General features: G+C 35.3%; 11 protein-coding genes and 5 tRNA genes. 13 read left to right on the forward strand and 3 right to left on the reverse strand.

The window, feature by feature from the left end; all coding sequences use genetic code 11:
• Nucleotide 1 precedes the first annotated feature (1 nt).
• The 5 genes from H4K33_RS05085 to fabV all read left to right on the forward strand — a co-directional run bounded on the left by H4K33_RS05085 (nucleotide 2) and on the right by fabV (nucleotide 7748).
• Entirely contained in the window at nucleotides 2-2476 is a 2475-nt protein-coding gene (locus H4K33_RS05085; RefSeq protein WP_182647397.1) for a TonB-dependent receptor, read from the forward strand.
• 56 nt (nucleotides 2477-2532) lie between these two features.
• Nucleotides 2533-3315: a hypothetical protein gene (locus H4K33_RS05090; RefSeq protein WP_182647398.1), complete on the forward strand. Its 783-nt coding sequence runs from the start codon at nucleotides 2533-2535 to the stop codon at nucleotides 3313-3315.
• A gap of 939 nt (nucleotides 3316-4254) precedes the next feature.
• Nucleotides 4255-5205: a helix-turn-helix domain-containing protein gene (locus H4K33_RS05095; RefSeq protein WP_182647399.1), complete on the forward strand. Its 951-nt coding sequence runs from the start codon at nucleotides 4255-4257 to the stop codon at nucleotides 5203-5205.
• A 10-nt stretch (nucleotides 5206-5215) separates the two neighbouring features.
• Nucleotides 5216-6322: an AraC family transcriptional regulator gene (locus H4K33_RS05100; RefSeq protein WP_182647400.1), complete on the forward strand. Its 1107-nt coding sequence runs from the start codon at nucleotides 5216-5218 to the stop codon at nucleotides 6320-6322.
• A 229-nt stretch (nucleotides 6323-6551) separates the two neighbouring features.
• Nucleotides 6552-7748 carry an enoyl-ACP reductase FabV gene (gene fabV / locus H4K33_RS05105; RefSeq protein WP_182647401.1) on the forward strand — a complete coding sequence of 399 codons (1197 nt, stop codon included), beginning with the start codon at nucleotides 6552-6554 and terminating at the stop codon, nucleotides 7746-7748.
• Between the two features lie 136 nt (nucleotides 7749-7884).
• Here the strand turns inward: fabV and H4K33_RS05110 are convergent, their stop codons facing one another.
• The gene (locus H4K33_RS05110; RefSeq protein WP_182647402.1) at nucleotides 7885-10326 is read right to left on the reverse strand and encodes an ATP-binding protein; all 2442 of its coding nucleotides are present in this window, start codon (nucleotides 10324-10326) and stop codon (nucleotides 7885-7887) included.
• A 297-nt stretch (nucleotides 10327-10623) separates the two neighbouring features.
• Here H4K33_RS05110 and H4K33_RS05115 point away from each other — a divergent pair, with 297 nt between their 5' ends.
• The gene (locus H4K33_RS05115) at nucleotides 10624-11502 is read left to right on the forward strand and encodes an energy transducer TonB (RefSeq protein ID WP_182647403.1); all 879 of its coding nucleotides are present in this window, start codon (nucleotides 10624-10626) and stop codon (nucleotides 11500-11502) included.
• A 76-nt stretch (nucleotides 11503-11578) separates the two neighbouring features.
• Here the strand turns inward: H4K33_RS05115 and H4K33_RS05120 are convergent, their stop codons facing one another.
• Complete coding sequence (locus H4K33_RS05120) at nucleotides 11579-12721, reverse strand: acyl-CoA dehydrogenase family protein (RefSeq protein ID WP_182647404.1); 1143 nt, start codon at nucleotides 12719-12721, stop codon at nucleotides 11579-11581.
• A 98-nt stretch (nucleotides 12722-12819) separates the two neighbouring features.
• Between H4K33_RS05120 and H4K33_RS05125 the strand changes: the two genes are divergently transcribed.
• From H4K33_RS05125 to H4K33_RS05155, 7 genes are all read left to right on the forward strand, one after another.
• Nucleotides 12820-13908, forward strand: a complete 1089-nt coding sequence (locus H4K33_RS05125) for an anhydro-N-acetylmuramic acid kinase (protein WP_182647405.1) — start codon at nucleotides 12820-12822, stop codon at nucleotides 13906-13908.
• Nucleotides 13909-14094: 186 nt separating this feature from the next.
• Nucleotides 14095-15312 (forward strand): folylpolyglutamate synthase/dihydrofolate synthase family protein, encoded by a 1218-nt coding sequence (locus tag H4K33_RS05130; RefSeq protein ID WP_182647406.1) that lies wholly within the window; start codon nucleotides 14095-14097, stop codon nucleotides 15310-15312.
• An 87-nt stretch (nucleotides 15313-15399) separates the two neighbouring features.
• Nucleotides 15400-15477: transfer RNA gene (locus H4K33_RS05135), tRNA-Val, on the forward strand.
• Between the two features lie 45 nt (nucleotides 15478-15522).
• Nucleotides 15523-15597, forward strand: a tRNA-Val gene (locus tag H4K33_RS05140).
• 25 nt (nucleotides 15598-15622) lie between these two features.
• Nucleotides 15623-15697: transfer RNA gene (locus H4K33_RS05145), tRNA-Val, on the forward strand.
• 25 nt (nucleotides 15698-15722) lie between these two features.
• Nucleotides 15723-15797 (forward strand) — tRNA-Val (locus H4K33_RS05150).
• A gap of 24 nt (nucleotides 15798-15821) precedes the next feature.
• Nucleotides 15822-15896: transfer RNA gene (locus H4K33_RS05155), tRNA-Val, on the forward strand.
• A 56-nt stretch (nucleotides 15897-15952) separates the two neighbouring features.
• Here H4K33_RS05155 and H4K33_RS05160 read toward each other — a convergent pair.
• On the reverse strand, nucleotides 15953-16378 hold the full coding sequence (locus H4K33_RS05160) for a PH domain-containing protein (RefSeq protein ID WP_182647407.1): 426 nt from the start codon (nucleotides 16376-16378) through the stop codon (nucleotides 15953-15955).
• Between the last annotated feature and the right edge of the window lie 58 nt (nucleotides 16379-16436).

Below are 16436 nucleotides of genomic sequence, written 5' to 3' on the forward strand. Positions count from 1 at the left end.
TATGATAAATCGATTGGGAATAACACTACTATCTTTTGTGTTGTGTATAGCTACCTATGCACAAGATAAAGCTACCTTGAAAGGAAGTATTGTTGTAGAAGAAAATGCAGATAAAGTAGAGGAAATATTAGTCTTGTTGCGTGATGGTGTGATGGTAAAAACAAAAACCAATGCAGTAGGTGAGTTCTCAATCGAAGTGCCAGCCAATGAATCTCTTCAGTTGAAGTTTATAGGTAGTCTTTGTTTAGTTACGGAAAAGTTTCGCTTGCATGCGAATGAAGTTCGGAAAATAAAGATCACGTGTAATGGAGTGCAAGCGCAAGTGGAAGAAGTAAAGCCAAGTGAGCAAGAGTTGTCCAATCACCTAATGCCTACAGTTGAAATTTTTAATAGCAATACAGGAGTAGATCGCGACTTATCGAGTACTACCCTTACTGGAGTATCAGATGTTGTGACAGGAAGTAATCGAGTGGAAACAATGCTCACCACGTTGCCCGGTGTTAATTCTAACAATGAACTAAGCAATCAATTTTCGGTTAGAGGTGGTAGCTTTGACGAGAATTTAATCTATGTTAACGGCGTGGAAATGTATCGACCTTTTCTAATCCGTTCAGGAAAGCAAGAAGGATTGAGTTTTATCAATCCGACTATGGTGCAAGATGTTTCTTTTTCAGCAGGGGGATTTACTGCAAGATATGGAGATAAATTGTCTTCTGTTTTAGAAGTTACTTATCGAAAACCCACACAAAATAAAGCCTATCTTCAAGCTAGTTTCATAGGTGCGGGCGCAACTGTAGATCTTGTTTCTAAAGATAAAACGTTTACTGCTATCTTGGGAATGCGTTACCACAACAACCGCCTGTTGATGAATCGCAAAGACGATGATGGATATTATCGTCCTTCTTTTATGGATGCACAGGCGGTACTACAATATAAGTGGAACGAAGAATGGGATTTTAGTTTTATTGGAAATATTACAGGTAATCAATACAAGTATGAGCCCAATCGAACAAATGTTTCATTTGGAGGATATAATGCATCTAATGTGTCGATTTTGTACAACGGAAAAGAAGAAGATCAATATAGTTCGCTATTTGGAGCACTAGTTTCGACGTATAAAACAGAACAAACAACGATTGAAGGAATTTTTTCAGCTTATCATACTCAAGAAAAAGAGTATTTTGATATAGAAGCGTCTTATTTAGTAGTGGATCAAGCAGAATACGACAATGACCCACTCTTTGGAACGGAGATAGAAAACCCGTTGCCGATCAGGAAGGGAGTGGCTTCTCAATATTCTCATGCAAGAAACAATTACGATGCCTTGTCTTTGAGTGCTGAGGTAAAAGGAAAATACCTATTTGACGATTCAACTACCGCTTTGCGATGGGGAATAAAATATGTACATGAAAATACTCGAGATCGATTGTCTGAATGGGAATTGATCGATTCGCTCGGTTATGTATCACCAAGTAATGGCGCCTTTGCAGCGCTTCACAACCAGCAAACCGTTGATGTTGATCGCGTGATGGCATATGGAGAATGGAATAAAAATGCGTATACACAATGGGCTAAAATTAGCTTAAACGCTGGAGCAAGAATGCAGTGGTGGAAAATGTCTCAAGCAGATCAAGGAAAAGTAGTCATGAGTCCAAGAGTGCAAATTGGTATAGAACCAAGTAATTGGGAAAAAGATATGCTATTTAGTTTGTCTATTGGTTTGTATCAACAACCTCCATCTTATCGAGAGTATAGAGGATTTGACGGTACGTTAAACCCCGATTTAAAAGCACAAAAAGCTTGGACCGTTGTTTTAGGGCATCACTATCAATTTAAAATGTGGAATAAAAATTTCCGCATGCAATCAGAAGTCTATTATAAGAATTTACAAGATGTAAATATTTATACTTTAGATAATGTGCGTTTGCGCTATGTTGCCAATAACGATGCGAAAGCCTATGTTTATGGAGCAGATGTTCGACTCTATGGTGAATTTATTCAAGGAACAGAATCGTGGATCAGTTTTGGATATATGAAGACCGAAGAAAATTATCAAGACAAAGGCTATATTGCAAGACCTACCGATCAACGACTTAAATTTGGTATGTTGTTTCAAGACTATGTTCCAAGTATTCCCAATTTAAAATTATACTTAAATGCAGTCTATAATACAGGACTACCAGGCGGATCACCCTCTTATGTGGATCCTTACCTCTACCAAGGTAGATTGCGCGATTACAAAAGAGCCGATATCGGATTTAATTATGTATTTAAAGACGCGGAGATCGGACAGGATAGCAAATGGTTACAAGGAATTGAACAACTGCAAATAGGGATCGAAATATACAATGTGTTTAATATAGAAAATGCCATTACCAATACGTGGATTCGCGATCTAAGTAGCCAAAAAGCATATGCAATTCCAAATTTTATGACTAGTAGGACGTTTAATATGAAAATAGCATTAACGTTTTAATTTTTTGCCCCTGCATTTGTAAAAAACGTATCTTTGAATCATCAATAGTGAAAAGAATGAAAACAAAATTAGGTTTAGTAGCAAGTATTTTTTTCGTTGTGCTGTTTTTTTCTTGTAAAGGACAAGAGGAGAAACCCAAAGTTATTTATAAAGATGAGGTAAAAACATCGGAACAACAAGAAGTAGTAAAAGAAAAAACAGAAGATATCAGAATCGCCGATTTACCCTTGGTTGTTGGTAGTTCACCATATCTAATACACCCTGTGGGGGAAGTTAGAGTATATGCGAGCCCTAGTAAATACGGAACAAGTAAAGTTAGTCAGTTTTCATATACTGTTTCCAATTACGTTCCATTTGAAATTACAGGGTATTTAGAAAATTTGATGTTTCAACATAAAGATTCTACCGATATTAGACCTTTGACAACAAAGACAATTCAAATTCAATCTGTGGTGTATTTAAATACGATGGCAGAAAAAATAAAGAAAAATATCTTGGTGTATAATGTCTTTGATGCAGATACAAATCGAGACGGCAAAATTGATTCCAATGATATTAAAACACTTTATATTAGTAGAGGTAGCGGAAAAGATTTTAAAAAGCTAAGCCCTTACTTGCAAGAATTGTTAGATTGGACTGTTATAGAGGTTCAGAATAGATTGTATTTTAGAACTATAGAAGATATTAATAAAAACGGAGCATTTGATAAAAATGACAATGTCAATTATTTTTACCTTGATTTAACGGATCCTTCATGGGAAGTGAAAAGCTACGATCCATTAAAAGTTTTGAGTCAAGAAGCGGTTGTTGAACCTGTTGATACAGAAGAAACGAAGTAAAGAAAACACAAATAAAAAAAAGCCCTAAAATGTTTTTGCATTTTAGGGCTTTTTTTGTTTGCTATACAAGGCGTTTGGTTTATCCTCTCTAGATTTTAAATAGAAGTAATCAATTGGTATTTAGAGGATCGACCTATCTGGGGAAAAACAAAGATGAAGGAATAGGTAATGGAATGCAACAATGGGGTGTAAGTCTCATTAAGAGATATTTGGATGCATATAGAGGGTTGACTCTGATTTAAATCGCTTTATTTGAAAAATAATGATAGAAGATCGAATTGTGAATTTGATTGTGTATTTAACGTATGGGTGCTGGTGTTTTTTACTTTTATGTATTTTCAGTGATTATTTCGTTGTTTTTTGTGTGGTTTTGTTTAATTATTCTTTGTGTTTTGTTTGTTAATCAAACAAAAAAACAAAAAGAAATGTGACTTTTTTAGAGTCATATGGTCTAATGGGTATACAAAATGAGATTATTGTATGAGATGTATCCACTCAAGTGATTTTGAGTTTTAATTGGTGAACAAAAAAAAGCTAAGAGACTGTTTAACGTGGGAAATAAAACAGCGAATTAGTGAATCAGTTGAGTTTATTATATTAAATGGATATAAATTAATATAAAAATAATTGTTATTTGGTAAAATTATTTGATGACTAAGGGTATTTTTCCTTGAGAAGTTAAGTATAATAAAAAGTTAAATGCGATTATTTGTATAATGTGTAAATCTCATTTTGTAGTGTTAAATAATATGTTAATCTAAAAATAAATAATAATTTTGTCACGCTTTAAACGAAAGTAAAAAAAGTAGTAATAGGCGAACATCTATTATCTTAAGTCCCCACTTAATAGAGAATCGTGCTATATAGCTATGCAGTATAGTCACGGCGCAATATGTGAGGGTAGAGGTATTATATTAATACATCATCACCACTAACATTATGAAACTAATTAAAACATTTGATGGTTTTTTACGAGGCCATTTTAACTTCGAGAGTATCGTTAAGAGCATTTTAGCTATCTCTCTGATTCAGCTTATTGTGATTTGCTTAGGAATTAGTCTTAATTTCAATCACTTAGCTATTCCTTTATTGTATTTCTTTACCAGAAAAACAGCAAGAAAAGTAGAACCTTCTGTAGGAGAGTTTTTATTCCACTACAGCATTGTGGTGGTAGTAATCTTGCTACCGAGCTTATTTCCATTTAAGTACTTTGGTTCAATTATTTTTGCTTATGTATTAACCTATTTAATGCTATTGTATAAGGAGGTGAAAAGTATTGAACCTTCGAGTACGAATCAAAGCGTATTGGGATTTATTGGTTTTTTCTGTAATTATCTAATCGCGTGTTTAATCGCTAAAACAATCTTCTTTGTCATGACTTATATCTTTGCAGATTTTGGCGTGGAATATGTATTCTTTCAAGTTGGATTGACGGTTTTGGTGTTGTTATTCAGCTTGTTGAGTTTAGTGAATATTCAGGGTGGTAATAAAGGCTTGCTGAATCAAGTTCCTAATTTCATCGTAAATAAAACGGATATTCGCTCTTTTCAGACAGGATTAGAAGATAAAGAACGCGTTATTATTCAGTTTTTTGAAACAAGTGATGACTTTTTAGCTAATTCTTTTTCATTAGAGGATTTAGCGGGTGCAGTTAGTTTGAATAAACAAGAAGTATCAGCAGTGATTAATCACCAGTTGAACTCTTCTTTTTATCATATGGTAGCTCAGTACAGAATTTTGCATGCAAAAGAATTGTTACAAGAGCGAAATAATTTGACAATAGAAGCTATTGTAGAAGAATGTGGATTTAGTTCTAAATCAACATTTAATAAATACTTTAAGCTGTTCGTAGGTAAGACTCCTTCTGTGTATCGTAGTCAAATCGTATAGCCGTCCGGGTATGGAATTCTATTTTAACTTAATTGTATTAACAGCAGCCATTATTTTTGGAAGCATATCGTTTATTGTAAACAATAAATTGACAACTTCTACAAAAACACAAAAAATGCTAAACGTTTTTTTGTTGTTTTTTGTACTTCACTTAATTACGATTTTGTGTAGCCGATTACTTTGGTCTGATTATCGCTTGGTTCATTTGGGATTGCCCCTTAATACGGTTTATGCACCAACGTTTTATTGTTGTTTGGTTTTGCTAACAGAAGAGGTTAATAAAGAAAATAAAGAATCAAATAAGTTTATCTTTATTCTTCATTTTATTCCTACTCTTGTATTACTTGGTTTTTACGCTTTTTTAATAGGCAACCAGTTTACAATGGGATCGGTCGAAACTTATCGCTATTTATTAGTCCTTTATTTTGTTGAAGTTTTTCAATACATCGGTTACTCATTTACAGGATATTTTAAAATTAATAAACTGTTGTTGAATAACAATATCCGCTTGTTAATCTTGCGGGTGATGTGGATTATGATCTTTATGGCGTTGGTTTGCTTGGGTGTTGTTTTTTACAATAACATTCTATATTACGATATGTCAATAACCTATCTGGCTCTGTTGTGCTTTTCTATTGTTATCTTTAATTACTATATGGCACGTTTGAAGTATGTTAAAGTAGTTCCTATAACAGATGGAGAAACAGATCGAACAGAAGAAGAGCAACAAGCTCTTTTAAAATATGAAAAATCAAAACTAACAGAAGATGTTTTACTCGCTTATAAAGTTAAAGTGGAGCAGATTGTACTAGAAAAGGAATCCTTTTTGAAAGTTAATTTCACGTTGGATGACTTAGAGCAAGAAAGTAAAATTGCCAAACACCATTTATCACAGTTTTTTTCAACAACATATGGAATGAATTTCAACGCTTATATCAATAAATTGCGCGTTGAATACGCTAAAGATCTGTTAGAAAAAAGAAATTTTGATATTTCTGTATCTGAATTAGGTGATGAGTGTGGTTTTAATTCTCGTACTTCTTTCTTTCGTGCATTTAAAAAATATGAGGGAATGTCTCCTTCCGAATACATCACAAATATTCTGGAAAACAGATAGATTGTGTGTTTTACAGGTAACAAAAAATAAAGAATAGTATAAAAGCATTCCGTTTAAGGGAATGCTTTTGTTGTTTTTAATTCTTCGAGGTAGTCAACGCACTACTAACAATCCTGCTATATTTCATTTGCATATAAAAAGAGTTGCTTATATTTGTATAAGCATTGAAGTATTCAATTTTGTGAACTAAAATAATTTTACAGCTTAGTAAAGAAAAAAAATAGAAATAATGATTATACAACCTAGAACTCGTGGATTTATCTGCTTAACTTCTCATCCTGAAGGATGTGCAGCGCATGTTAAACAACAAATTGCTTATGTTAAATCAAAAGGAAAAATAGCGAATGGACCTAAAAAAGTACTTGTAATTGGTGCTTCTACAGGTTTCGGATTGGCATCGCGTATTTCTGCGGCTTTTGGATCTGATGCAGCTACAATAGGTGTTTTCTTTGAGAAATCAGCAACAGAAGGTCGTCCAGCAACTGCAGGTTGGTATAATTCAGCAGCATTTGAAACAGAAGCAGCTAAAGCTGGTTTATATGCAAAAAGCATTAATGGAGATGCTTATTCTGATGAAATTAAAAAACAAACAATCGATTTGATCAAACAAGATTTAGGTCAGGTAGATTTAGTGGTTTACAGTTTAGCTTCACCAAGACGTACACATCCAAAAACTGGAGTGGCTTATGCGTCAGTATTGAAGCCAATTAATGAACCTTTTTCAAATAAAACGGTAGATTTTCATACCGGAGTGGTTTCAAACATTACCATTGATCCTGTAACTGAACAAAGTGATATCGATAATACTATCGCTGTAATGGGAGGTGAAGATTGGAAATTTTGGATGGAAGATTTAAAAGCTGCGGGTGTTTTAGCTGATGGTGTTAAAACAGTTGCATACTCTTATATCGGACCAGAATTGACATATCCTATCTACCGCAATGGTACAATTGGTATGGCTAAAAATGATTTAGAAGGTACAGTTCCTACAATCAACAATTTGTTAGCTGATTTAAACGGTGTGTCTTATGTGTCTGTAAACAAAGCGTTAGTTACACAATCGAGTTCTGCAATTCCTGTAGTGCCTTTGTATATCTCTTTATTGTATAAAGTAATGAAAGAGAAAAATATTCACGAAGGATGTATTGAGCAAATGTATCGCTTGTTTGATGATCGTTTGTACAGTGACAAAGCAGTAGCTTTAGATTCAGAAGGTCGTATCAGAGTTGATGATTGGGAAATGAGAGAAGACGTTCAAGCTGAAGTGGCTAAATTATGGGAGCAAATTAACTCAGATAATATCAACGAAATCTCCGATCTAGAAGGCTATAGAAAAGATTTCTTTAACTTGTTTGGATTCGAATTTGAAGGAATTGATTACAATGCAGAAACAAATGAACTAGTTGATGTAGCTAGTATAAAATAATAAAAAAAAAGGTGCTCTAAAATAGAGCACCTTTTTTTTATGAATTCACAGTAAAGTAAAAAGTTTCAGTTATGAGGTATCTGTATATTTTTTTCAAGATAGTATCACCTCATAACAAAGAACAAACCACCGCTCTTTAATCCAAATATTTCTCCTGTAAGTCCGCCACAACGAGTTGAATTTGTTGGGTGAGTGTTTCAATATAGAGCGAAAGCTCTTCTTTAGATTGAAAATCGATGGCCTTATCCTCGAGTTTTTCTAAAGAGGGAACGAGGTGATTGATTTGAAGTTGCTTAAACATAGGCAGCATTTTGTGTGCAATATTGCTCACTGTTTGATAGTCAAAATCATCTTTTGCATAATGAAGATCAAGGATGTTTTCTTGTGTGCTATCTACAAAAATAACAACGAATTTGCGCAACGCTGCGCTATCGTCACCAATGAATTGTTTAATTTGATTGATGTCATATAATTGCTCAGGATTTGCTTGAGGAATAGTTTGACTTTCTTTAGAAACTAACTCAAGTTTATGAGTTGGATGTAAGAGTTGAGTGATTAGAATCAGTAACTCTTGTAATTGAATGGGTTTTTGATGTGCAGATGTAAATCCAGCTTCAGTAAAATCTTCTACTGTAAGATCGCGTTTACCCGATAAAGCAACAACAGGGATGTCGCGGTAGGCTGGATTGTTTTTCAATAAGTGAATCATTTCAAAACCATCCATTTTAGGCATTTGAATATCGCTTAAAATAAGATCATAATGCTCCTGAGCCAATACACTTTCTATTTCTGAAGAATCGTTGAGTATATCTATCTTCTTGAAAATAGGAGAAAGTAGTTCCTCCATAAGCTGTAATTGTATTTTATCATCATCTACGACAAGGATATTGTCTTGGGTTAATATGGTAAAATGCTCCTTAAATTGTTGGGGAGAAGTAAGGGAATTCGTTTGTATATCTGCCTCTTCAAGAGGAAGCGTTAGCGTAAAGATAGATCCCTCACCTAAGATACTCTCCACTTTGATTTCTCCGTGAAGTAGATTAATCAAGCGTTTGGAGATGTTTAATCCCAATCCCGTACCTCCGAAGCGCTTTTCAATCCCTTCATTAGCTTGACTAAATTCTTTAAATATATTTTCAATTTGACTTTGTTCGATGCCGATTCCCGTATCGATAACTTTGATTTCTAGTTGGTTTTCCAATCGAAGAGCCTCAATGAATACACCACCTTGTTGGGTGAATTTTAAAGCATTAGTGATTAAGTTTGTAACAATTTGCTTGAGGCGATATGGATCTGAAATAAAAGTATTGTTGAGATCCGGACTTACCGTCCACTTTAATTTTATTTTTTTATTTTCTGCATTAGGCACTAAAGGCGCACAAATACTTTCAATTAACTCTTTCGGGTTAAATGCTTTTTCTTGAATACTTATTTTGTTGTTTTCTAGTCGTGAGAAATCAGTTAAGTCGTTGATAAGATTGGCAATATACTGCGTTGAGCTTTGTATATTGTTGAGGTATTGGCGTTGTTTGGGTTTTAATTCTGTATTTTCCAATAGGTTGGCAAAGCCAATTAAACTTCCTAGAGGGGTTTGTAAATCGTGCGTTACTGTAGCAAACAACATTGTTTTACTGCGCAACAAGACCTCTCTTTCTTGGTTGAGTTGCTCTAATTTTAATCTGTATTCTTGGGTTTGATTGATGTCTTTGATGATGATCCAACCCAAAATGATAATGACGAATAACGCCGATCCTCCAATGTATGCAATATTGGTCGAAGCGGTACTAATACGCGCCTTTGATTCGTTGATGTTTTGATAGGAAAGGGTGAGTAAATTGTGCTCAATACTCTCTAGTATTTTGCGCAATTCATTCGTGATGTTTTTGTTTTCTATGATCAGTTTTTGCTCCTCTTTTAAGAGATTTGCTTGTTGTTGGTTAACTTTTTGTTGTGCTTGTAGAATAATGTTTTCCATTGCACTGATAATAGAATCCGTTACTCTAGGATAATTGATGGTTTTGGTGATCGTATCCGTATGGTCTCCTTTAAATAGTCGAGCCCAAGCACTTCGCTTTTCCTTTTCCTTGGTTTGGATAACAATAGGCTCTATCTTTTTCTCAATTTCATCTCGTATGTCGTAGATCTTGTCAATCGCTTCACTGTAGTTTCGATCTTCGTTGATTTCTTTCCTTGCTTTGATGATATTGTTAAAACTAACTTTCTTCTTTTTTAACAAGTCTTGAACTAAATCTATCTTTTGATGAATAGCTCGATCTGTTGTGGTTAATTTGATCTGTTCAATTTGATTGACTAAGGTATCTAAGTGAGAATAGTAGCTCTTAATGTCTTTGCTGTTGCCTGTTACAATTGCGTTTCTGCTGTAGATCTCAGAAGAATACAGGTTGTTTAATGTACTACTGACAAGGAATATTTTATTGTTTTCTTTGACTACCTGTTCTTCTGGTAAGGTAAACTTTTTCGCTTCTTTATAGATGTAAAAACCCGAAAAGAAGACCGCTCCTAGCAGTATAATATACAAGAATATTATTTTTAATTTAATCGATTTTGAGGGCTTCATCTTGTAGTAGGTGTTTGTATTGAGTTACAAATGTACAAAATGTTCGTTCTGTTTGTTGAATTTTCCCCTGTGTAACCTAGGGAAACATAAAAATCTAAAAAACAGATTTGAATATTGCGAATTTTCATTTCTTATATTTGTTTTTTTATTGTATGTGTAAATTAATTAAGTTTTTATTTTGATATTAATTATAAATGATTAACTTTAGTATAAACTATTTATTTTAGTTCTTGAAAAAAGGTTGATTGCCCACTTGTTTTGGCAATCTTTGTGTTTAATCAATTAAATATGTATAGTATGGCAAAGAATGATTTATTTAAAAAAGATTGGTTAGATATTGTATTTGCAGGTAGAAATAAGCAATATGGAGCCTACAAATTGCGTCTAGAAAGTCCAAGAACAACCCTTTTTGCCTTAGGAAGTGGTTTGTGTTTATTTGGTTTGGTATTTGTTGCACCAGCAGCTATTTCTTCCCTTTTTGACGAAACGAATCCTACATTTGCCGGTGGTGTAATTGAGTATGTAGATCCTTTAGATAAAGTTGTCGAATTAGATGAGGTCGTGTTTCCTAAAGAAGAAGTGGAAGAGGTAAAGCCAATTATTGATACGGACCTTCCAGAAGAGTCTAGTGCACCTGCTTCTGTTCTCGATATGGAGCGCTTTACTATTTTGGAAGTTGCATCGGCTGCTGAAATAACAGAAGAACCTGCGAAACAAGAGAATCTAGTTGATGTGTTGATTGGCAATACATCGATCAAAGGAAATGACGAGGGCAATATTTTGATTAAAGAAGAAGCAGGAACAACGGTAGGAGGTACTGGAACTGAAGCAGGAACAGGAACTGCGGAAGAATTGGAGAATAAAATTTATCGCATTACCACAGAAAGCGCAGCACCTATGGAAGGATTAGCTTACTTTAGTAAGAGTTTTATTTCTAAATTTAGAGAAATACACATTCCCAATACAACGGGAGGAAAGGTTCAAGTGATTTTATCTTTTGTTGTTGAGAAAGATGGGAGTATCACCGATATAAAAGTGATGCGTGATCCAGGATACGGTGCGGGAACAGAAGCAGTTCGCGTCTTAAAGACAATGCCGAAATGGAAACCAGCGCGTCAAGATAATCGTGCAGTACGATCTCAGTTTACTTTACCGATTACAATTCAAGTACAGTAGATGAGATAAATTGATAGGTTAATACAAAAGAAAAGCGATCCACTGGATCGCTTTTGCTTTATATAGAACTTGAAAATTAGTCTCTTGAAATACCTCTTGAAATTACAATTTTTTGAATTTCAGAAGTTCCTTCGTAAATCTGAGTGATTTTTGCATCACGCATCATACGCTCAACATGATATTCTCTTACATATCCATTTCCACCGTGAATTTGAACCGCTTCAACAGTAGTGTCCATCGCTGTTTTTGAAGCAAATAACTTCGCCATTGCTCCAGAAACCGAAATGTCTTGTCCCGCATCTTTCTCCGACGCCGCTTTTAAACACAACATACGCGCCGCTGAAATTTGAGTAGCCATATCTGCTAATTTGAAAGCAATTGCTTGGTGATTGATGATTTCTGTTCCAAATGCTTTGCGCTCTTTCGCGTATTTTAAAGATAACTCATATGCACCTTGTGCAATTCCCAACGCTTGTGAGGCAATTCCAATACGACCACCATTTAAAACGTTCATTGCAAAAGCAAAACCAAATCCGTCTTCGCCAATTCTGTTTGCTTTAGGTACTTTCACATCTGTGAAAAGCAAAGTATGCGTATCAGAGCCTCGGATTCCCATTTTTTGCTCTTTTGCACCAATTTCAAATCCAGGTAATCCTTTTTCTACAATGAAAGCATTGATTCCCTTGTGTTTTTTCTCCGGATTTGTTTGTGCAATTACGATGTAAAACGAAGCAGTACTACCATTGGTAATCCAGTTTTTTGTACCGTTCAACAAGTAGTAATCTCCCATATCAACAGCTGTTGTCTTTTGGGAAGTTGCATCTGATCCTGCTTCAGGTTCTGATAAACAAAAAGCACCAATTGCCTCTCCAGATGCTACGGGTTTCAAATATTTTTCTTTTTGTTCTTCGTTAGCGTATTTTTCTAATCCAGCACAAACCAAAGAGTTATTAACAGATAAAACTACAGCAGCAGAAGCATCTACTTTTGCAATTTCTTCCATTGCTACTACATACGATACACTATCTAATCCACTTCCACCATATTTTGGATCAACCATCATCCCTAAGAAACCTAGTTCTCCAAGTTTTTTAATTTGTTCGGTTGGGAAAATTTGATGTTCATCTCTTTCAATAACGCCTGGTAATAATTCAGTCTGTGCGAAATCGCGAGCAGCTTGCTGAATCATTAGCTGTTCTTCTGTTAATTTAAAATCCATTGAGTGTTTATTTTATTCTTTGTAATCTAGAAAATTTATCCGTTCAAATATAGCGGAATAATATCAAATATTCAATTAGTATACGTAAATTTATACCTATGAAAAATAGTCAATACCACGTTATCGGAATCATGTCAGGGACCTCTCTAGATGGGGTTGATATCGTCTATGTTCAGTTGAATGTTCGGGAGGGAAAGTGGTCTTTTGAACTTCAAAAAGGGCAAACAATATCTTATTCAACGCAATGGAGAAATAAGTTAAAAGAGGCTATAACGCTGAATAAAGAAGCTTTAGATCAATTGGATGAGGAATATACGGTGTATTTAGCAAGTGTCATTACTGCTTTTATACAAGAAAATGCCCTCGAAACAATTGATTTCGTTTGTTCTCACGGACATACTATTTTGCATCGTCCTGATTTGGGATATACCGTTCAAATTGGTAACCTTCCTATACTCGCAGATCTCATTCAACAAAAAGTTGTTTGTGATTTTCGCGTGCAAGATGTATTACTTGGCGGACAAGGAGCACCTTTAGTCCCTATAGGAGACCGTTTGCTTTTTAGCGATTATACCGCATGTTTGAATTTGGGCGGATTTGCCAATGTGTCGTATGAAAATCACTTGCACTATCGCATTGCTTTCGATCTGTGTCCGGTGAATGTACTGCTAAATGAACAAGCGAATAAATTAGGCTTATTATATGATCCTGAAGGGACAAAGGCAAAAGAAGGCCATGTTTGTTACCCATTATTAGAGGCGTTGAATGCATTGGATTATTATGCTAAAACACCACCTAAATCGCTAGGTGTAGAATTTGTTTCCAGTTCAATCCATCCTATACTAGCCTTGTATCCAGTAAGCCCAACAGATTATCTGGCAACTTTAGTTGAACATATAGCCATGCAAATCGCTAAAGGTATAGATTTGCCAACAGGAGCGAAAATTGTGGTAACTGGAGGAGGGGCATTTAATACCTTTCTACTGAGTCGCATTGGCCATTATGCGACAAACTATCAGTTTGAAGTGCCCAATACAGCACTCGTCAATTATAAAGAAGCCCTGATCTTTGCCTTGCTAGGGGTATTGAAAGTGCGAGATGAAGTCAATACATTAGCCAGTGTTACGGGAGCCTCTTATGATCATAGTTCAGGAGTCATTTACGATATTTACGATCCTGTTTGGTAATAGCGCCTTGTTATGTCGCTCTTTAAATCCGTGTTTTTAAACGTTAATCCATTTGCTTGAAACCTTAAAAACAACCTATCTTTGGCGTGGGTGAAAGAAGATATCTTAGTGCTTTTGACCTAATGGTATGGTATACATGCTGTTTTTAATACTTAGTAATAAAGAATAACTATTCCTTTTGGACTTATGACCTATCAAGAAACCGTTTTGTGGATGTTTGAACAGTTGCCCATGTATCAACAACAAGGAGCAATAGCATATAAAGCAGATTTGTCAAATATTGAGAAGTTAGCTGCGCATTTGAATCACCCAGAAAAGGAGATTAAAACCCTGCATATTGCGGGTACCAATGGTAAGGGATCTACTTCATCTATGCTAGCTTCTGTTTTACAAGAGGCAGGATATAAAGTAGGGCTTTATACGTCTCCACATTTAAAAGATTTTAGAGAACGCATTAAGATTAATGGAGAAGAAATAACCGAAGCTTTTGTTGTTGATTTTATTGCAACCAACAAGTCTTTTTTTGAAAAAGAGTCGTTGAGTTTTTTTGAGATGACTGTAGGAATGGCTTTTCAATATTTTAAAGAAGAGCAAGTAGATATTGCGGTTATTGAAGTAGGAATGGGAGGGCGCTTGGATGCAACCAACATTATTACACCTTTAGTATCCGTTATTACTAATATAGGTAAAGATCACGTAGCTTTTTTAGGAGATACGCTTGAGGCCATCGCAGGAGAAAAAGCAGGTATTATTAAAGAAGGTGTTCCTGTTGTTGTTGGAGAATACACCGCAGAAACAAAACCCGTTTTTATTGCTAAGGCAAAAGAGATGCATAGTCCGCTTTATTTTGCTTCAGAAACATATGAAGCTAATACCTGGACGTCTGACTTAAAAGGAATCTATCAACAAAAAAATATACGCAGCGTTCGTCAAGTGATCGAGTTGTTGCGAAAGGATTGGAAAATTAGCGAAGATGATGAGCGCAACGGATTACTTCACGTGGTTGCACATACCAAATTACAAGGACGTTGGCAGGTTTTACAGGAAAAACCAAAGGTTATTGCTGATACAGCCCATAATGAACACGGAATCTCAATTGTGATGGAACAGTTGAAAGGGGAAAAATACAATCAATTATATGTTGTTTTTGGGGTGGTAAATGACAAAGATTTGAGTGGAGTGCTTCCTTTTTTACCTAAAGAGGCAAAATACTTCTTTGCCAAGCCAAATATTTTTCGCGGATTAGATGCAAATATTTTAGCAGAAAAGGCGAGAGAATTTGGATTGATAGGAGATGTTTGTAATTCAATACCAGAAGCTTATGAAAAAGCTAGGGAAGAAGCAAAGGCAGAAGACTTGATTTATATAGGGGGAAGTACCTTTGTTGTAGCAGAAATTTTATAAAAAAAAGTTTCAAAAAGCTTGCAAACATAAAATCCCGTCGTATATTTGCACCCGTAATCAACACACGATTACACGTTCATTAAGAAAGGGCGATTAGCTCAGCTGGTTCAGAGCACCTCGTTTACACCGAGGGGGTCGGGGGTTCGAATCCCTCATCGCCCACCATTCTTACACATATTGAAATTTCCGAATTTATAGAAATATATATTTGGGCGATTAGCTCAGCTGGTTCAGAGCACCTCGTTTACACCGAGGGGGTCGGGGGTTCGAATCCCTCATCGCCCACAATATTTAAAATAAAAGTTAATTCGGGCGATTAGCTCAGCTGGTTCAGAGCACCTCGTTTACACCGAGGGGGTCGGGGGTTCGAATCCCTCATCGCCCACAATTTTTAGATTAAGTCACAATTCGGGCGATTAGCTCAGCTGGTTCAGAGCACCTCGTTTACACCGAGGGGGTCGGGGGTTCGAATCCCTCATCGCCCACAATTATAGATTACTACCCAATTCGGGCGATTAGCTCAGCTGGTTCAGAGCACCTCGTTTACACCGAGGGGGTCGGGGGTTCGAATCCCTCATCGCCCACAACAAAAAGCCTATTCATCGCGAATAGGCTTTTTTTATTTAAATAATCTGATAAATTAATCTTTCTTACTTAATTCAATGTCAGGATTGATTTTTACTAATGCATCAGTGAGTGTTTCATTGTTGACAGGTGCCAGATAAATTTCGTCATATGTGTTGTATTTGATAATCATTCCCTTGGTTGATAATGCAGGTTTTAATCCTACCCACAAAGTCTTACCCAATTGAATCTCGGTGATGCGAATGATGTCTATTTTTCCACGAATAAAAGCGGATCGATAATATAGATGATTATCCTGAATCCAATAGGAAGTAGAAAAGTATATCCATAATAATAAGCAAAAAGGAATACTACTTAGTAGAAGATCAAACCAGATTGTATTCAGGTTGCCCTCATGAGAAAAAAGGATAATGATAGGAAAAATACTAGTCAGTACAAGGTAGATGAAAAATCCTTTTCTCTTTGCTGAAAATTTCTTCATAAGTTAAAGCGATATAACGATTTAAATTTACACTATTTATTTAATGGGTTCCTTGTAT

This window comes from Myroides sp. WP-1, from assembly GCF_014145635.1.
In the GTDB taxonomy this organism is placed as follows: domain Bacteria; phylum Bacteroidota; class Bacteroidia; order Flavobacteriales; family Flavobacteriaceae; genus Flavobacterium.